Annotated in this window: 14 protein-coding genes; 10 read left to right on the top strand and 4 right to left on the bottom strand. The window is 62.4% G+C overall.

Annotated features, from left to right (window positions below; genetic code table 11):
• The first annotated feature begins 31 nt into the window (after positions 1–31).
• From lysS to ACX4ZE_RS11635, 9 genes are all read left to right on the top strand, one after another.
• Positions 32–1,492: a lysine--tRNA ligase gene (lysS, locus tag ACX4ZE_RS11675; RefSeq protein ID WP_480273427.1), complete on the top strand. Its 1,461-nt coding sequence runs from the start codon at positions 32–34 to the stop codon at positions 1,490–1,492.
• A 116-nt stretch (positions 1,493–1,608) separates the two neighbouring features.
• Complete coding sequence (locus ACX4ZE_RS11670) at positions 1,609–1,968, top strand: histone-like nucleoid-structuring protein Lsr2 (RefSeq protein WP_480273426.1); 360 nt, start codon at positions 1,609–1,611, stop codon at positions 1,966–1,968.
• Positions 1,969–2,254: 286 nt separating this feature from the next.
• On the top strand, positions 2,255–2,815 hold the full coding sequence (locus tag ACX4ZE_RS11665; protein WP_480273425.1) for an FHA domain-containing protein: 561 nt from the start codon (positions 2,255–2,257) through the stop codon (positions 2,813–2,815).
• A gap of 519 nt (positions 2,816–3,334) precedes the next feature.
• On the top strand, positions 3,335–4,276 hold the full coding sequence (locus tag ACX4ZE_RS11660) for an esterase/lipase family protein (protein WP_480273386.1): 942 nt from the start codon (positions 3,335–3,337) through the stop codon (positions 4,274–4,276).
• 207 nt (positions 4,277–4,483) lie between these two features.
• Positions 4,484–5,422: an esterase/lipase family protein gene (locus ACX4ZE_RS11655; RefSeq protein WP_480273385.1), complete on the top strand. Its 939-nt coding sequence runs from the start codon at positions 4,484–4,486 to the stop codon at positions 5,420–5,422.
• Between the two features lie 103 nt (positions 5,423–5,525).
• Positions 5,526–6,419: an esterase/lipase family protein gene (locus ACX4ZE_RS11650; RefSeq protein WP_480273424.1), complete on the top strand. Its 894-nt coding sequence runs from the start codon at positions 5,526–5,528 to the stop codon at positions 6,417–6,419.
• 105 nt (positions 6,420–6,524) lie between these two features.
• Positions 6,525–7,415, top strand: a complete 891-nt coding sequence (locus tag ACX4ZE_RS11645) for an esterase/lipase family protein (protein ID WP_480273423.1) — start codon at positions 6,525–6,527, stop codon at positions 7,413–7,415.
• Positions 7,416–7,681: 266 nt separating this feature from the next.
• The gene (locus tag ACX4ZE_RS11640) at positions 7,682–10,234 is read left to right on the top strand and encodes an ATP-dependent Clp protease ATP-binding subunit (protein ID WP_480273422.1); all 2,553 of its coding nucleotides are present in this window, start codon (positions 7,682–7,684) and stop codon (positions 10,232–10,234) included.
• Between the two features lie 850 nt (positions 10,235–11,084).
• Positions 11,085–11,525, top strand: coding sequence for an OsmC family peroxiredoxin (locus tag ACX4ZE_RS11635; RefSeq protein WP_480273384.1), 441 nt, complete (start codon positions 11,085–11,087; stop codon positions 11,523–11,525).
• Between the two features lie 115 nt (positions 11,526–11,640).
• Here ACX4ZE_RS11635 and ACX4ZE_RS11630 read toward each other — a convergent pair whose 3' ends face one another.
• From ACX4ZE_RS11630 to mhuD, 3 genes are all read right to left on the bottom strand, one after another.
• Positions 11,641–12,456 carry a CbtA family protein gene (locus tag ACX4ZE_RS11630; RefSeq protein WP_480273383.1) on the bottom strand — a complete coding sequence of 272 codons (816 nt, stop codon included), beginning with the start codon at positions 12,454–12,456 and terminating at the stop codon, positions 11,641–11,643.
• A complete protein-coding gene (locus ACX4ZE_RS11625; RefSeq protein ID WP_480273382.1) occupies positions 12,447–12,641 on the bottom strand; it encodes a CbtB domain-containing protein in 195 nt (64 codons plus the stop codon). Before ACX4ZE_RS11625 ends, ACX4ZE_RS11630 begins: the two co-directional genes overlap by 10 nt.
• A gap of 283 nt (positions 12,642–12,924) precedes the next feature.
• The gene (gene mhuD, locus ACX4ZE_RS11620) at positions 12,925–13,239 is read right to left on the bottom strand and encodes a mycobilin-forming heme oxygenase MhuD (RefSeq protein ID WP_480273381.1); all 315 of its coding nucleotides are present in this window, start codon (positions 13,237–13,239) and stop codon (positions 12,925–12,927) included.
• A 75-nt stretch (positions 13,240–13,314) separates the two neighbouring features.
• On the opposite strand from mhuD, the gene ACX4ZE_RS11615 reads away from it, so the two are divergent.
• Positions 13,315–14,061, top strand: coding sequence for an alpha/beta fold hydrolase (locus tag ACX4ZE_RS11615; protein ID WP_480273380.1), 747 nt, complete (start codon positions 13,315–13,317; stop codon positions 14,059–14,061).
• Between the two features lie 29 nt (positions 14,062–14,090).
• Here ACX4ZE_RS11615 and ACX4ZE_RS11610 read toward each other — a convergent pair whose 3' ends face one another.
• Complete coding sequence (locus tag ACX4ZE_RS11610; protein WP_480273379.1) at positions 14,091–14,999, bottom strand: HhH-GPD family protein; 909 nt, start codon at positions 14,997–14,999, stop codon at positions 14,091–14,093.
• Positions 15,000–15,013: the final 14 nt, after the last annotated feature.

The following is a 15,013-nucleotide window of genomic DNA, read 5'->3' as shown; positions in this document are numbered from 1 at the left end:
CGGCTCCGACGACGCTCCGGAGCAGGTACGGATTCGCAGGGAGAAGCGGGAACGGCTGCTTGCGGCTGGTAGCGATGCATATCCGGCCGTTGTGCCGCGGACGCACACTCTTGCCGAAATTCGGGCCGCATACCCGGACCTGGCCGCAGACATTGCCACCGGACAGGAGGTCGGTGTAGCAGGTCGCGTCATTTTCCTGCGTAATACCGGCAAGTTGTGTTTTACGACGTTGCAGGAGGGTGATGGCACCAAGCTGCAGGCGATGGTCAGTCTGAAGGGGGTCGGCGCCGACTCGCTCGCTGCGTGGAAGGCCGACGTCGATCTCGGTGACTTTGTTTTTGTGCGCGGTGAGGTCATCTCGTCGCGGACCGGAGAGTTGAGCGTCTTGGCCGATTCCTGGTTCATGGCGGCCAAGGCCCTACGGCCGTTGCCTGTGGCGCATAAAGAGATGAACGAGGAGACTCGTGTCCGGCAACGTTATGTCGACCTGATTGTGCGTCCAGAGGCCAGAGAAATGGCGCGAACGCGTATCACAGTTGTGCGTGCGTTGCGTAACGCGCTCGAACGGCGGGGATTTCTAGAAGTAGAGACTCCGATGTTGCAGACGCTACACGGCGGCGCCGCAGCCCGGCCGTTCATCACCCATTCGAATGCTCTCGATATGGATCTCTACCTGCGTATAGCACCCGAGTTGTTCTTGAAGCGCTGTGTGGTCGGTGGCTTGGAGCAGGTTTTCGAGATCAACCGGAACTTCCGCAACGAAGGCGCGGACTCTACGCATTCTCCTGAGTTCGCCATGTTGGAGACATACCAAGCATACGGAACCTACGATGACTCGGCGCTGATGATCCGGGAATTGGTGCAGGAAGTGGCCCAGGATGTGTTCGGCACGCAGACGGTGACTCTGGCCGACGGAACCGAATATGACCTGAGTGGCGAGTGGGCAACCATCGAGATGTATCCTTCGCTATCGGATGCGCTGGGTGTCCGCGTCACTCCGGAAACATCGGTCGCGGAATTGCACGCACTCGCAGATCGGGTCGGATTGGAAATTCCCGCGGATAAGGGCTATGGCCACGGGAAACTTGTCGAGGAACTATGGGAACACCAGTACGGTGACAAGCTGTACGCGCCGACTTTCGTTCGCGACTTCCCGGTCGAGACATCACCGTTGACAAGGCAACATCGCAGTACGGCAGGCGTCACGGAGAAGTGGGATCTCTATGTGCGCGGCTTCGAGTTGGCCACGGGCTATTCGGAGTTGGTCGATCCGGTGATCCAGCGCGAGCGATTCGCCGACCAGGCGCGGATGGCCGCGCAGGGTGATGATGAGGCGATGATCCTGGATGAGGACTTCCTCGCCGCGATGGAACACGGTATGCCGCCTACCACTGGCACTGGCATGGGAATCGATCGGTTGCTGATGGCGCTGACAGGATTGGGAATCCGGGAAACGATACTGTTCCCAATTGTGCGTCCGGTCACCAGGTGATCGCTGGATTACAAAGCAGCGGCTCCAGTCTTGGAATTTCCGGAATTCAAGGTATTCTTGCCTCGTATAATCGGCCTAGCATGCGGGTCGCACGATTTCGAGAGGACGTTCATCTCATGGCAAAGAAGGTCACCGTTAGCCTGATCGACGATGTCGACGGTGAGTCCATCGCAGACGAGACCATAGAGTTTGCGATCGACGGTGTGTCGTACGAGATCGACCTGTCGTCGGCAAATGCTATGAAGCTACGCGATGGATTGGAAGAGTGGGTTTCGAGTGCACGGCGGGTCAGTGGCCGACGCAGGGTCAAGACTACTTCTGCTGCTGCGGGCGCTCCTAAGAACCGGGTCTCCATCGACCGAGAACAAAGTGCCGCAATTCGCGAATGGGCGCGGCGGAATGGGCACAAGGTATCTGCGCGTGGTCGTATCTCCGCCGACATCACCGACGCATACAACAAGGCCGCGAAGGGATAGTTCAATTTTGTCCGTCGCCCCGTCGAATCGTGCGGCGCCGGGGCGGCGGTCTTGTTTTGTGATAGGACTTCGTTATAGCGACGAGACCGGATGGCGTAATCATCCGAGGAATCATCGATCACCTCGGTATCGGTCGAATCGATCTTGCTCGGAGTACCCGGACGCGGCACCATGGAAACGTGCGACGGTCACTGGCGGTATGGAGAAGCGAGGTATCAGCGCAGTGACAAGATTCGTCGGATCGTTTTTGCGATTCACCGATGACGCGGGAAGGCAGCGGGAGCTTATGCTCACGCCCGACCACAGTCGTGTCACGATCGGGCGCTCTGCTCATGCCGATCTTGCCCTGAGCTGGGACGCAGAAGTCTCCCGGCTGCACGCGGCGGTCGAATATCTGGGCGCGCACTGGACCATCGTCGATGACGGTCTTTCCCGCAACGGAACCTTCGTCAATGGTGACCGGCTCGCAGGAAGGCGCAGGCTGAAGGGCGGCGATGTCATCCGAATGGGTACCTCGCGGGTTTCTTTCCATGATTTCAGCGGTGTGGCCGACGACATAACCCGCACCTCCACCGGATCGTTTCCCACCGCCCGTTCGCTCACCGCAACTCAACGCTCGGTGTTGATCGCGCTGTGTCGCCCGTACAAGCACGGTGCGGGTTTCGCCACGCCTGCATCCAATCAGCAGATCGCCGAAGAGTTGTTCCTCAGCGTCGACGCGGTCAAGACCCATCTGCGCGCGCTGTTCGCCAAGTTCGGTGTGGAAGATCTGCCCCAGAACCAGAAACGGGTGCGGTTGGCCGGACTGGCTATGCAGAGCGGGCTCATTTCCGATCGGGATCTGTGAGTTCTCCACCGCGGACACTCGCTCAGTAGATGGAGCTTGCGGACATGGAAAGTGTCTGCGGCGGTTCGGCTCGCTGAATATGCACGCGGTACGGTCGCCTTCACTCTGTTGGCGACAGTGTCGCACCTCGGCAGGGAATATCGGGGCATGCTGGACTGGCTCGTGTTCGCGTTGGCGCTGGCGTGTTCACTTTTCGCAATGTCTACTTTTCGCAATGTCTTCCGACGGGAACGTCCGCCCGACAACCAGCTGCCTGTTGCCGGAGACCCAATGGTCATCGCGGAGCCCGTTGTACTGCGCATTGACGACGAACCGCTTGGTTTCGTTGGAATATCGTGCGTGGTGTGCGCTACACGCTCGTCTTGCTGATATCGGCCGCTGCTACGGCCTCGAGCGGGCGCACCGCGCCGGTCCGGCCAAGTGTTGTTCTTCGGTAGAACTTGTATCACTAGGATTAGCCTTTTCGGGGTCCTCCGGTGCGGTAGCGTTCTAGAACTGGTTCTATAACAGGAGGCTGTCGTGCGGCGTGTCTCGGGCTTCTCTTTGTTCATGGTGTTGCTTGCCGCGATGGGTGTCGTCACGGCGGGCTCGGCGCATGCGCAGCAGTATCCGGTTGTCTACAACTTCTTCTCGGGTATCCCGGCTGAGTTGACGAATCCGGGTGGCTCGCTGCCTGGTTCCAACGATTGGTCTTGTCGGCCGAGCGCTGCGCATCCGAATCCGGTGGTGCTCGCGCACGGGACGGGCGGTGGCGCGCAGACGAACTGGGGTGTGTATGTGCCGTTGCTGGCCAATGAAGGCTACTGCGTGTATGCGGGCACCTTCGGTAACTATGACTTGCCGTGGCCTGGATCATCCGTCGGCGGAATGCTTCCGATCGAACGTAGCGCCGCGCAGTTCGGCGCTTTGGTGGATCGGGTGCTGGCCGCGACCGGCGCCGCCAAGGTCGATATCGTCGCCCACTCCCAGGGCAACTTCTTCGCCAACTATTTCATCAAGCGGCTCGGTGGGGCGGCGAAGGTGGACAAGTTGGTCGCGCTGGCTCCACCATGGCTCGGCTCGAACGCCTTTGGAGCGGGGGAACTGGGTGAATACAGTGCGCGACTGGGGCTGGGATCGGCTTTCGATACGCTTGCCGGGGCGCTGTGTCAGGCCTGCCGCCAAGTTCTGCGTGGCTCGGATTTTCTGCGCGCGTTGAATGCGGATGGCGTCTATCACCCGGACGTGGTGTACACCAATATTGCGACCGCGCTGGATGAATTGGTTGTTCCGTACACTTCGGGGCTGGTGCCTGGGCCGGGCGTGACGAACATCGTGGTGCAGGACGGCTGTTCTACGGACTATTCCGAGCACGCTGGTATCGCGGGCAGTCCGCGGGCTGCGGCTTATGTGCTCAATGCGCTCGATCCCGCGCATCCACGCCCGGTACCTTGCCAGTTCATCCCCCCGTTCACCGGGTAGCCGGATACGGGTTCGCCGGGTGCTCGGCGGTGCACGCCGACTGGGCACACTGCGTCGCACTGACTTGGCGCAGTATCGAGATGATGCATGCCGCGCTCGTCGTACGCCGAAATCCGCCATCCCGAGAGGCTCTGTGCGATAGCATTCCAGAATTGATTTCAGATCCGGCGGAGTGTTCTAGAGCTATTTCTGGTTTTGGAGGCTATCGTGCGGCGTGTCTCGGGCTTCTCCCTGTTCATCGTGTTGCTTGCCGCGATGTCTGCCATCACGGCGAGCTCGGCGCATGCGCAACAGTATCCGGTTGTCTACAACTTTTTGGTCGGGGTCCCGGCCGAGTGGGCGAATCCGGGTGGCTCGCTGCCTGGTTCCAACGATTGGTCTTGTCGGCCGAGCGCTGCGCATCCGAATCCGGTGGTGCTCGCGCACGGGACGGGCGGTGGCGCGCAGACGAACTGGGGTGTGTATGTGCCGTTGCTGGCCAATGAAGGCTACTGCGTGTATGCGGGCACCTTCGGTAACTATGACTTGCCGTGGCCTGGATCATCCGTCGGCGGAATGCTTCCGATCGAACGTAGCGCCGCGCAGTTCGGCGCCTTGGTGGATCGGGTGCTGGCCGCGACCGGCGCCGCCAAGGTCGATATCGTCGCCCACTCCCAGGGCAATGTCTACGGTAATTACTTCATCAAGCGGCTCGGTGGAGCGTCGCAGGTGGACAAGTTCGTCGGACTGGCTCCGCCGTGGCTCGGCTCGAACGCCGCGAGTTTGGGGGAGTTGAGTGAGTACAGCACGCGATCGGGTCTGAAAGCAGCCTTCGACGGGCTCTTCGGGCCGTGTCAGGCGTGCCGTCAAGTTCTGCATGGCTCGGATTTCCTGCGCGCGTTGAACGCGGATGGCGTCTATCACCCGGACGTGACGTACACCAATATCGCGACCATGCTGGATGAATTGGTTGTTCCGTACACTTCGGGGCTGGTGCCTGGGCCGGGCGTGACGAACATCGTGGTGCAGGACGGCTGCTCGATGGATTACTCCGCACATGCGGTTCTCGCGGGCAGTCCGCGGGCTGCGGCTTATGTGCTCAATGCGCTCGATCCCGCGCATCCACGCCCGGTGCCTTGCCAGTTCATCCCCCCGTCCACGAGGTAGACCGGTATAGGTTCGGCGGAGTGTTCTAGAGCTATTTCTGGTTTTGGAGGCTATCGTGCAGCGTGTCCCGGGCTTCTCCTTGTTCATCGTGCTGCTCGCCGCGATGGGTGTTGTCACGGCGAGCTCGGCGCATGCGCAGCAGTATCCGGTTGACTACAACTTCTTGGTCGGCATCCCGGCCGAGTTGACAAATCCGGGTGGCTCGCTGCCTGGTTCCAACGATTGGTCTTGTCGGCCGATCGCCGCGCATCCGAATCCGGTGGTACTCGCGCACGGAACAGGCACAAACAAGCAGACGAACTGGGGTGTGTATGTGCCGCTGCTGGCCAATGAAGGCTACTGCGTGTACGCGGGCACCTTCGGTAACTACGCCGACTCGCCATGGCCGAATTCGGCGATGGGTGGCATGCTTCCGATCGAGCGCAGTGCCGCGCAGCTCGGCGCCTTCGTGGATCGGGTGTTGGCCGCGACCGGCGCCGCCAAGGTCGATATCGTCGCCCACTCCCAGGGCAATGTCTACGGTAATTACTTCATCAAGCGTCTCGGTGGAGCGTCGCAGGTGGACAAATTCGTCGGGCTGGCTCCGTTGTGGCTCGGTTCGAACGTCCTGGGACTAGGGGATTTGGGCGTGTACAGCATGCGGGTGGGTCTGAAAGCGGCCTTCGATGGGCTTTTCGGGGAGTGTCAAGCTTGTCCGCAAGTCGGACAGGGCTCGGATTTTCTGCGCGCGTTGAACGCGGATGGCGTCTATCACCCGGACGTGGCGTACACCAATATCGCGACCATGTTGGATGAATTGGTTGTTCCGTACACTTCGGGGCTGGTGCCTGGGCCGGGCGTGACGAACATCGTGGTGCAGGACGGCTGCCCTACGGACTACTCCGAGCACGCGGCTCTCGGCGGCAGTCCGCGGGCTGCGGCTTATGTGCTCAATGCGCTCGATCCTGCGCATCCACGCCCGGTGCCTTGCGAGTTCATCCCCCCGATCACTGGGTAGGCCGCCACTTGGGTTCGGTGGAGTGTTCTAGAGCTATTTCTGGTTTTGGAGGCTATCGTGCAGCGTGTCCCGAGCTTCTCCTTGTTCATCGTGCTGCTCGCCGCGATGGGTGTCGTCACGGCGGGCTCGGTGCATGCGCAGCAGTATCCGGTTGTCTACAACTTCTTCTCGGGTATCCCGGCTGAGTTGACGAATCCGGGTGGCTCGCTGCCTGGTTCCAACGATTGGTCTTGTCGGCCGAGCGCTGCGCATCCGAATCCGGTGGTGCTCGCGCACGGGACGGGCGGTGGCGCGCAGACGAACTGGGGTGTGTATGTGCCGTTGCTGGCCAATGAAGGCTACTGCGTGTATGCGGGCACCTTCGGTAACTATGACTTGCCGTGGCCTGGATCATCCGTCGGCGGAATGCTTCCGATCGAACGTAGCGCCGCGCAGTTCGGCGCTTTGGTGGATCGGGTGCTGGCCGCGACCGGCGCCGCCAAGGTCGATATCGTCTCCCATTCTCAGGGCAATGTCTACGGTAATTACTTCATCAAGCGGCTCGGTGGGGCGGCCAAGGTGGACAAGCTGGTCGGACTGGCTCCGCTATGGCTCGGCTCGAATGCCGCGGGTTTGGGGGAGCTGAGCGAATACAGTAAGCGGTTGGGGTTGGGCCAGGCCATAGACGGGCTTTTCGGGCCGTGTCAGGCCTGCCCGCAAGGCCTGCGTGGCTCGGATTTTCTGCGCGCGTTGAATGCGGATGGCGTCTATCACCCGGACGTGGTGTACACCAATATTGCGACCGCGCTGGATGAATTGGTTGTTCCGTACACTTCGGGGCTGGTGCCTGGGCCGGGCGTGACGAACATCGTGGTGCAGGACGGCTGTTCTACGGACTATTCCGAGCACGCTGGTATCGCGGGCAGTCCGCGGGCTGCGGCTTATGTGCTCAATGCGCTCGATCCCGCGCATCCACGCCCGGTACCTTGCCAGTTCATCCCCCCGTTCGCCGGGTAGGCAGTCGCCTTCGACCGTCAAGCGCTCTGTTCGCTGAGGGCAAAACCGAGCCGGAAACGAATGCCCCGACGCTTGCGTTATGGGTCAATGACGGTGCTGTCGCGGGTCGGCAATAGGGTGGACTGGCGACGGCGGCATCCTCCGCCAACTAGAGTGGAGGTTGGGGGCCGCAACCCCCGGGCTTCATGGCAGGTTGACGCCCAAGGTTGTAGACAGCGCAGGTGGCGTCTGTTGCCAGAATGTCGGAGCAGGAGAGTGAGGGAGCGATGTTCGAGAGGTTCACCGACCGCGCGAGGCGCGTCGTCGTCCTGGCCCAGGAAGAGGCCCGGATGCTCAACCACAACTACATCGGCACCGAGCACATCCTGCTGGGGCTGATCCACGAGGGCGAGGGCGTCGCGGCCAAGTCGTTGGAGTCGCTCGGTATCTCGCTGGAAGGCGTGCGCAGCCAGGTGGAGGAGATCATCGGCCAGGGGCAGCAGGCCCCTTCCGGACATATCCCGTTCACCCCGCGCGCCAAGAAGGTGCTGGAGCTGAGCCTCCGTGAGGCACTGCAGCTAGGCCACAACTACATCGGCACCGAGCACATCTTGCTCGGTCTCATCCGCGAGGGCGAGGGCGTGGCGGCGCAGGTGCTGGTGAAGCTGGGCGCTGATCTCAACCGGGTGCGTCAGCAGGTCATCCAACTGTTGTCCGGGTATCAGGGCAAGGAGCCGGTCGAGTCCGGTTCGCGCGGTGAGGCGGGTACTCCGTCCACTTCACTGGTGCTCGACCAGTTCGGCCGTAATCTGACTCAGGCCGCGCTGGAGGGCAAGCTCGACCCGGTCATCGGCCGATCCAAGGAGATCGAGCGTGTTATGCAGGTGCTCAGCCGCCGCACCAAGAATAATCCGGTGCTGATCGGCGAGCCTGGTGTCGGCAAGACCGCTGTAGTCGAGGGGCTCGCGCAGGCCATTGTCAATGGCGAAGTGCCCGAGACGCTGAAGGACAAGCAGCTTTATACCCTCGACCTGGGTTCTCTGGTCGCGGGCAGCCGCTATCGCGGCGACTTCGAAGAGCGGCTGAAGAAGGTGCTCAAGGAGATCAACACCCGCGGCGACATCATCCTGTTCATCGACGAGTTGCACACGCTGGTCGGCGCGGGTGCTGCCGAGGGTGCCATCGACGCGGCTTCGATCCTGAAGCCCAAGCTGGCCCGCGGTGAGCTGCAGACCATTGGTGCGACCACCCTCGACGAGTACCGCAAGTACATCGAGAAGGACGCTGCCCTGGAGCGCCGGTTCCAGCCGGTTCAGGTGGGTGAGCCGACTGTCGAACACACCATCAATATCCTCAAGGGCCTGCGTGACCGCTACGAGGCGCACCACAGGGTCTCCATCACCGACGGCGCTCTGGTAGCCGCCGCGACGCTGGCCGATCGCTACATCAACGACCGGTTCCTGCCGGACAAAGCGATCGACTTGATCGACGAGGCGGGCGCCCGGATGCGCATCCGTCGGATGACCGCTCCGCCGGATCTGCGCGAATTCGATGACAAGATCGCCGAGGCACGACGGGAGAAGGAGTCCGCGATCGATGCGCAGGACTTCGAGAAGGCCGCACGGTTGCGTGACAAGGAGAAGCAGCTCGTCGCTAAGCGAGCTGAGCGGGAGAAGCAGTGGCGATCGGGTGACCTGGATGTCGTGGCCGAGGTCGATGACGAGCAGATCGCCGAGGTACTGGCGAATTGGACCGGTATCCCGGTGTTCAAGCTCACCGAGGAGGAGACCACTCGACTGCTCCGCATGGAGGAGGAGCTGCACAAGCGGATCATCGGCCAGGAGGACGCGGTCAAGGCTGTCTCCAAGGCGATCCGTCGTACCAGGGCCGGTCTGAAGGACCCGAAGCGTCCTTCCGGCTCGTTCATCTTCGCCGGTCCATCCGGAGTGGGTAAGACCGAGCTGTCCAAGGCGCTGGCGAACTTCCTGTTCGGTGATGACGATGCGCTCATCCAGATCGACATGGGCGAGTTCCACGACAGGTTCACCGCCTCACGGCTGTTCGGTGCCCCTCCCGGCTATGTCGGTTACGAGGAAGGCGGCCAGCTCACCGAGAAGGTGCGTCGCAAGCCGTTCTCGGTGGTGCTGTTCGACGAGATCGAGAAGGCCCATCAGGAGATCTACAACACCCTGTTGCAGGTTCTGGAGGATGGGCGTCTTACCGATGGCCAAGGCCGGACGGTGGATTTCAAGAACACCGTGCTGATCTTCACCTCGAACCTCGGTACCGCGGATATCTCGAAGGCGGTCGGTCTGGGCTTCTCGCAGTCCAACAGCGAGGGGTCGAACTACGAGCGGATGAAGCTCAAGGTCAACGATGAGCTCAAGAAGCACTTCAGGCCGGAGTTCCTCAACCGTATCGACGACGTTATCGTCTTCCACCAGCTCACCAACGAGCAGATCGTCGAGATGGTGGACTTGATGATCGGCCGAGTCGCCACGCAGCTGAGGAACAAGGACATGGCGATCGAACTTACCCCGACCGCCAAGAGCCTGCTGGCCAAGCGTGGTTTCGACCCCGTGCTCGGTGCTCGGCCGCTGCGCCGCACCATCCAGCGCGAGATCGAGGACCAGCTGTCGGAGAAGATTCTCTTCGGTGAAATCGGGCCCGGACAGACCATTTCCGTGGATGTGGAAGGTTGGGACGGCGAAGGCACTGGCGAAGATGCCAAGTTCACCTTCACTGGTAAGACGAAGCTGACCAAGGCGACCGAGGAAAAGCCCGAGGTTGTGCTGACCGGAGCTTCCGAAGGCGCTACCGACGCAGTCTCCGGCGAGTAAGTCGCGAACCCGAAGGAGCCCGTATCACCAACTGATGATACGGGCTTTCTTCGCGAGTGTCGGCGACTCCGGTGTGCTGATCAGCGCAGTACTCAAGCAGCCTGTGATGGCTGTACGGGATTTGCCGCAAGATGCGTTGCGGTCAAGTGAGCGCCCAGTGGTGTGTGGTGAATTCTGCTGCTGTCGTGGTAATCGTGTATCGCAGCCTCCGCTGCCGTCGATGTGTTCGCGGTGTGTATTGTTCCGCGGGTCCGGTGGATGTGCCTGGCGCCGTACCGGTAGATGTTATGGCGATATCCGCTTCGACTGCTTCCGGCTCGGAAGCATGCGTGGGAAGGCAGGCCGCGACTCGGAATCCGCCACTGGGACGTGGGCCTGCCGTAAGCGCACCGCTAAGCGCATGTGCCCGCTCGCGTATGCCTGTGATGCCGTTGCCACCGTTGTGGTGGGTGCGGGAGGAGACAGTGGTCGGGCGAGTGTTATCGATAGTGATATCGACCGACTCCGCACGGACACGGCGAGCACGACCCCCAGTCCGAGCCGACCAAGCTCCGGTTCGCCATCGCTACCACCCGCACTCACGTAGCTTATGCGGCGGGGTCGAGATTTGCTGTCCGCCTGCAGTTGTTGCGAAAGTTGCTCGCACAGTACGTTTGTCAGCTGCTTTCGCACGTGCGCGCACCAGAATCCGTACGTACCGGTCGCGAAGCGGACACCACCGATTTCGGCTTCGAGCACTGTAGGAGCGTGCGCGTCCAGCACTGGCGAATCGGCGAACCAGTGGGCCAGGGGAGACTACCGGGGTAGGTTCGTGCTGAATCATCGAATGATTTTCGGCGAAAGGATCGTAATGCCCACACGTACCGCGCGTACCGCCTGGTCCGGCACTCTGCAAGAGGGTTCGGGACAGGTCGAGCTGACCAGCTCTGGAGTCGGTAAATATGATGTGTCTTTCCCCAAACGTTCTGCTGAGTCGGCCGACGGTACCACCAGTCCGGAAGAGTTGATCGCGGCCGCGCATTCCTCTTGCTATGCGATGGCGCTTTCGGCGCAGATCGGCAATGCGGGCGGCACTCCGGAAAGCCTGGACGTCACCGCGGAGGTCACTCTCGGCCCGGATCCAGCAGGAGGTTTCCGGATCACCGCGAGCAAACTCATCGTTCGCGGTCGTGTCTCCGGCATTGATGCCGACGCATTCCAAGCCGCCGCCGAGGCAGCCAAGGCGGGTTGTCCCCTCAGCAAGGCGCTGGCAGGCGTCGACCACATCACCCTCGACGCGGCCCTCGGGTAGGGATCCACTGCTCTGTTCCCCACACACCGCATGGATAGCGGGGAACAGAGCTCGGTATGTGAGTGATCACGACACACAGTGCGTCGAACGCGACACGGTGGACATCGGATACGAATCAGCCCCCGCTAGCGGCTGCCGCTCGAATCGGAGTATCGGTGCGTGTCGCGAACTCGGTGAGTGCCGCGAAGCCCACTGCGAGGCAGACCCATAGCGTTGTGGTCTCGGCCAGCGAAGCCACCCGAAACTGCCATAGTAGGGTGGCCGGGAAATCCGTCCCCACTTCGTTCACTCCAGGTAACAGAATGTAGCCGAGTGTGGTCACCAGGACGAACGTCGCGATACCGCCGATCAACCGGACTGTGGGCAATTGCGCTCGCAGCACTATAGCCACTGCGATCGCTGTGGCCACGGCCACGACACCGAGCAGTACTGCGGCCAACCACAGCAGGGTGCGCTCGTTGATGGTATCTGGGTCGCCTACTGCCGGTGGGTTGGCCGGGTACTTGAAGAATGGCACCGCGACGATCGCGGCCCAGCCTGCGACACCTATCGCCAGCGCGAGTCGTGGCCCTGGCAGCGTGGTGTAGCCTCGTGCGATATGTGCGACCGCAGCGTAGATGGCGCCGAACGCGAGCCCGGCCAACCCTAGTGCGAGGAAATGCCCGAATTTCTGGCCGGTGCGGCTCACCAACGGTTCTTCGCCACCGTGGGAGTGTCCGCCCGACGATGCCTGAGCATCGTGGGAATGCCCGCCCGTGGATACGGCGTGCTCGGCGGTTTCGGTAGCCGAGCCCGCTTCTTCGATAGCGATGGCGGCCTCCACCTGAGGTTCGCCGATGAAGAAACCGACCGTCGCGGCCAGCACACCAGCGATCAGGCCGGCCAGCAGTCCGCGCAGCAGTAATGTTGTGAGCGAACCGTTCAGTGGCACGGAAGCCCCAGCAGGTGGCGTCCGTCGTGCATCAGCTCATGCAGGTACATCCCGCTGCGCGAGATGGTGCCCTGGTCGAATCCGACCAGGTAAAGCGTGAGCAGTGCGAGAAGAACGACACCGACCGTGGTGAGCACGGTGGCCAGGGAGTCAGTTGCCCTGCTGGGCGAGTACGCGATAGCCATTCGAGTCCTCCTTGGGATACGCGTCCCGTCGGGTGGTGGTGCGACGGTGCCGGTGTCTGGCTTTCCGGCACCGGACTCGATGCATGGAACACAGTGGCGCGACCGCTCCGGAATCTCACCGGAATTACCGCATCACCCTCGCGTTTGTCCTTCGAACTGTGACATCCACATGTACCCGGCGTCAATAAGTCGGTACGGACGGTGCGCCACCGTCCCGGGCGAGTCGCCACTGGGTGCCGACCAGCCCGGTCGGGATACGAGCTGGTCGGCCGGTTTCGCACAGTCAGTTCGCCGGCTTCGCCGCGACATCGAGTACTACTTCGAACTCGAGTAGCGATGCCCCGGTCGCGACCGGTTTGCGACGCTCGCCCGCGTGTGCCTCGCGTGCGGGTCCATCGCGCCAGGCCGCAAAAGAATCTTCCGAATCCCACTGGGTAACAACGAAATACCGATTGTCTCCAGCAACCGGGCGCAGCAGTTGAAAGCCGAGGAAGCCGGGTGACCCCTCGACCGCGTGCGCGCGGTGGGCGAACCGCTTCTCCAGCTCGGGCCCCGCGCCCTCGGGAACCTCGATCGCGTTGATCTTCACAACAGCCATGTCTCCACGCTAGCGGTTGGCGTCGAGCGATTGCGCAGTATCTCCTATGGCCGAAATCTCGCTATTGTCGAATCGATGTTGCATGACGAAGGCGGAGCAGGCGTGCCGATACTCCTGCTGCATGGCTTGATGGGGAGTGCTCGCACCTGGTGCGAGCAACTGGACTGGCTGCGTGACTTCGGCCATGTCTATACCTTCGATGCCGCAGGGCATGGCAGGCCGGCACCCGAAGAACTGACCACCGAGGCATTCGTCGCGGATCTGGCCGCGCACATCCGCGAGATCACCGAGCCGATGGTGGTGATCGGGCATTCGATGGGTGCGCTGCACGGCTGGGTGCTCGCGGCGAGCTATCCGCAGCGGGTGCGGGCACTGGTAGTCGAGGATCTCGCGCCGGACTTCACCGGTCGCACTGCCGCGCACTGGGCCGCGATGATCGAGGCATGGCCGCAGCCGTTTCCCGATGCCGAGGCCGTGCTCACGTACTTCGGGCCGGTGGCGGGGCGGTATTTCTTGAACTCGTTCGAGTCCGGGCCGGACGGATACCGGCTGCACGGCTCGGTCACCACCTTCCGGGATATATCCGAGGAGTGGGGAAGACGTGATTTCTGGCGGCAGTGGCGTGCTGTGCGGGTGCCCGCGTTACTGCTGGAGGGCGAGTACAGCATCACCCCGCCGGGGCAGATGCGGCAGATGGCCGAGGTGCATCCAGCCGCTGACTACGTTGTGGTCCCCGGAGCGGGACACCTCGTACATGACGATCGGCCCGAGCATTACCGGACTGAGGTCGAGCGCTTCCTAAGGTACGTGCTCCACGATTGAATCGCCCGGCCCGAGGATTCGAGGTCGGCTCAAGGGGTGTGTGCGTTGTGGCCGCCTTCGCCCGCGAGCGCGAACAGCCCGTCCGGAGTCTGTTCGACCAGGCCGTCTACCAGCAGTGAGTCCAGAGCGCGGTCACGTTGGCCCGGGTCGCGGGTCCAAGCCAGATCCAGGTGTACCCGCTCGACTGGACCGCTGGCGCAGCGAAGGACGTCCAGTAGGCGACCTCGGGCTTGGCGGTCGGTGCCCTCGTATTTCTGGATGCGGCGGACCACCTCGGTCGCTGGTCGGCCCGCAGCGACCCACGCGCAGTGCGCGAGTGGACAGCGCGGGCAGTCCGGGGTGCGCGCAGTGCACACGGTCGCCCCGAGTTCCATCAGGGCCGCGGAGAATACGGTGGCGTTGTCGGCCTGGCTCGGCAGCAGGGCTTCGGTCTCAGGGAGGTCGCGCGCGGTCGGATTGCCCGCTTCTGCCCGCCCGTGTACTGCTCTGGCGACCACCCGGCGAACATTGGTGTCCACCACTGGAACTCGCTGACCGTAGGCGAAGCACGCGACAGCGCGCGCGGTATACGCGCCGATGCCCGGTAGGCCGAGCAGTACATCCACATCGGCGGGGACCTCGTTGTTGTGCTCGGTTGCCAGCACTCTGGCGCACTCGTGCAGTCGTAGCGCGCGGCGCGGATAACCGAGTTTGCCCCAGGCGCGTAGGAGTTCGGCGGGCGAGGACGCGGCCAACGCCGAAGGGACCGGCCAGCGTGCTACCCACTCCCGCCAGATCGGCTCAACCCGTGCGACTGGTGTTTGCTGCAGCATGACCTCGCTCAGCAGGATCTGCCATGCGGTGCTGCTCGGCTCTCGCCACGGCAGATCACGCGCGTTTTCCCGGTACCAGTTCAGCAGTGTGTCCTGGTCGATGCTCTTCGCTGTACTGTTTCGCACTACCCTCACTATTC

This window comes from Nocardia sp. TBRC8007 (genome assembly GCF_056629435.1).
This window is presented reverse-complemented; position numbering and strand designations above follow the sequence as displayed.

Coding starts and splice junctions, on each gene's coding strand:
- ACX4ZE_RS11635 (WP_480273384.1), top strand. CDS start 11,085: ATGCCCACACGTACCGCGCGTACCGCCTGGTCCGGCACTCTGCAAGAG.
- ACX4ZE_RS11640 (WP_480273422.1), top strand. CDS start 7,682: ATGTTCGAGAGGTTCACCGACCGCGCGAGGCGCGTCGTCGTCCTGGCC.
- ACX4ZE_RS11670 (WP_480273426.1), top strand. CDS start 1,609: ATGGCAAAGAAGGTCACCGTTAGCCTGATCGACGATGTCGACGGTGAG.
- ACX4ZE_RS11615 (WP_480273380.1), top strand. CDS start 13,315: ATGTTGCATGACGAAGGCGGAGCAGGCGTGCCGATACTCCTGCTGCAT.
- ACX4ZE_RS11665 (WP_480273425.1), top strand. CDS start 2,255: ATGCTCACGCCCGACCACAGTCGTGTCACGATCGGGCGCTCTGCTCAT.
- ACX4ZE_RS11645 (WP_480273423.1), top strand. CDS start 6,525: ATGGGTGTCGTCACGGCGGGCTCGGTGCATGCGCAGCAGTATCCGGTT.
- ACX4ZE_RS11625 (WP_480273382.1), bottom strand. CDS start 12,641: ATGGCTATCGCGTACTCGCCCAGCAGGGCAACTGACTCCCTGGCCACC.
- mhuD (WP_480273381.1), bottom strand. CDS start 13,239: ATGGCTGTTGTGAAGATCAACGCGATCGAGGTTCCCGAGGGCGCGGGG.
- ACX4ZE_RS11650 (WP_480273424.1), top strand. CDS start 5,526: ATGGGTGTTGTCACGGCGAGCTCGGCGCATGCGCAGCAGTATCCGGTT.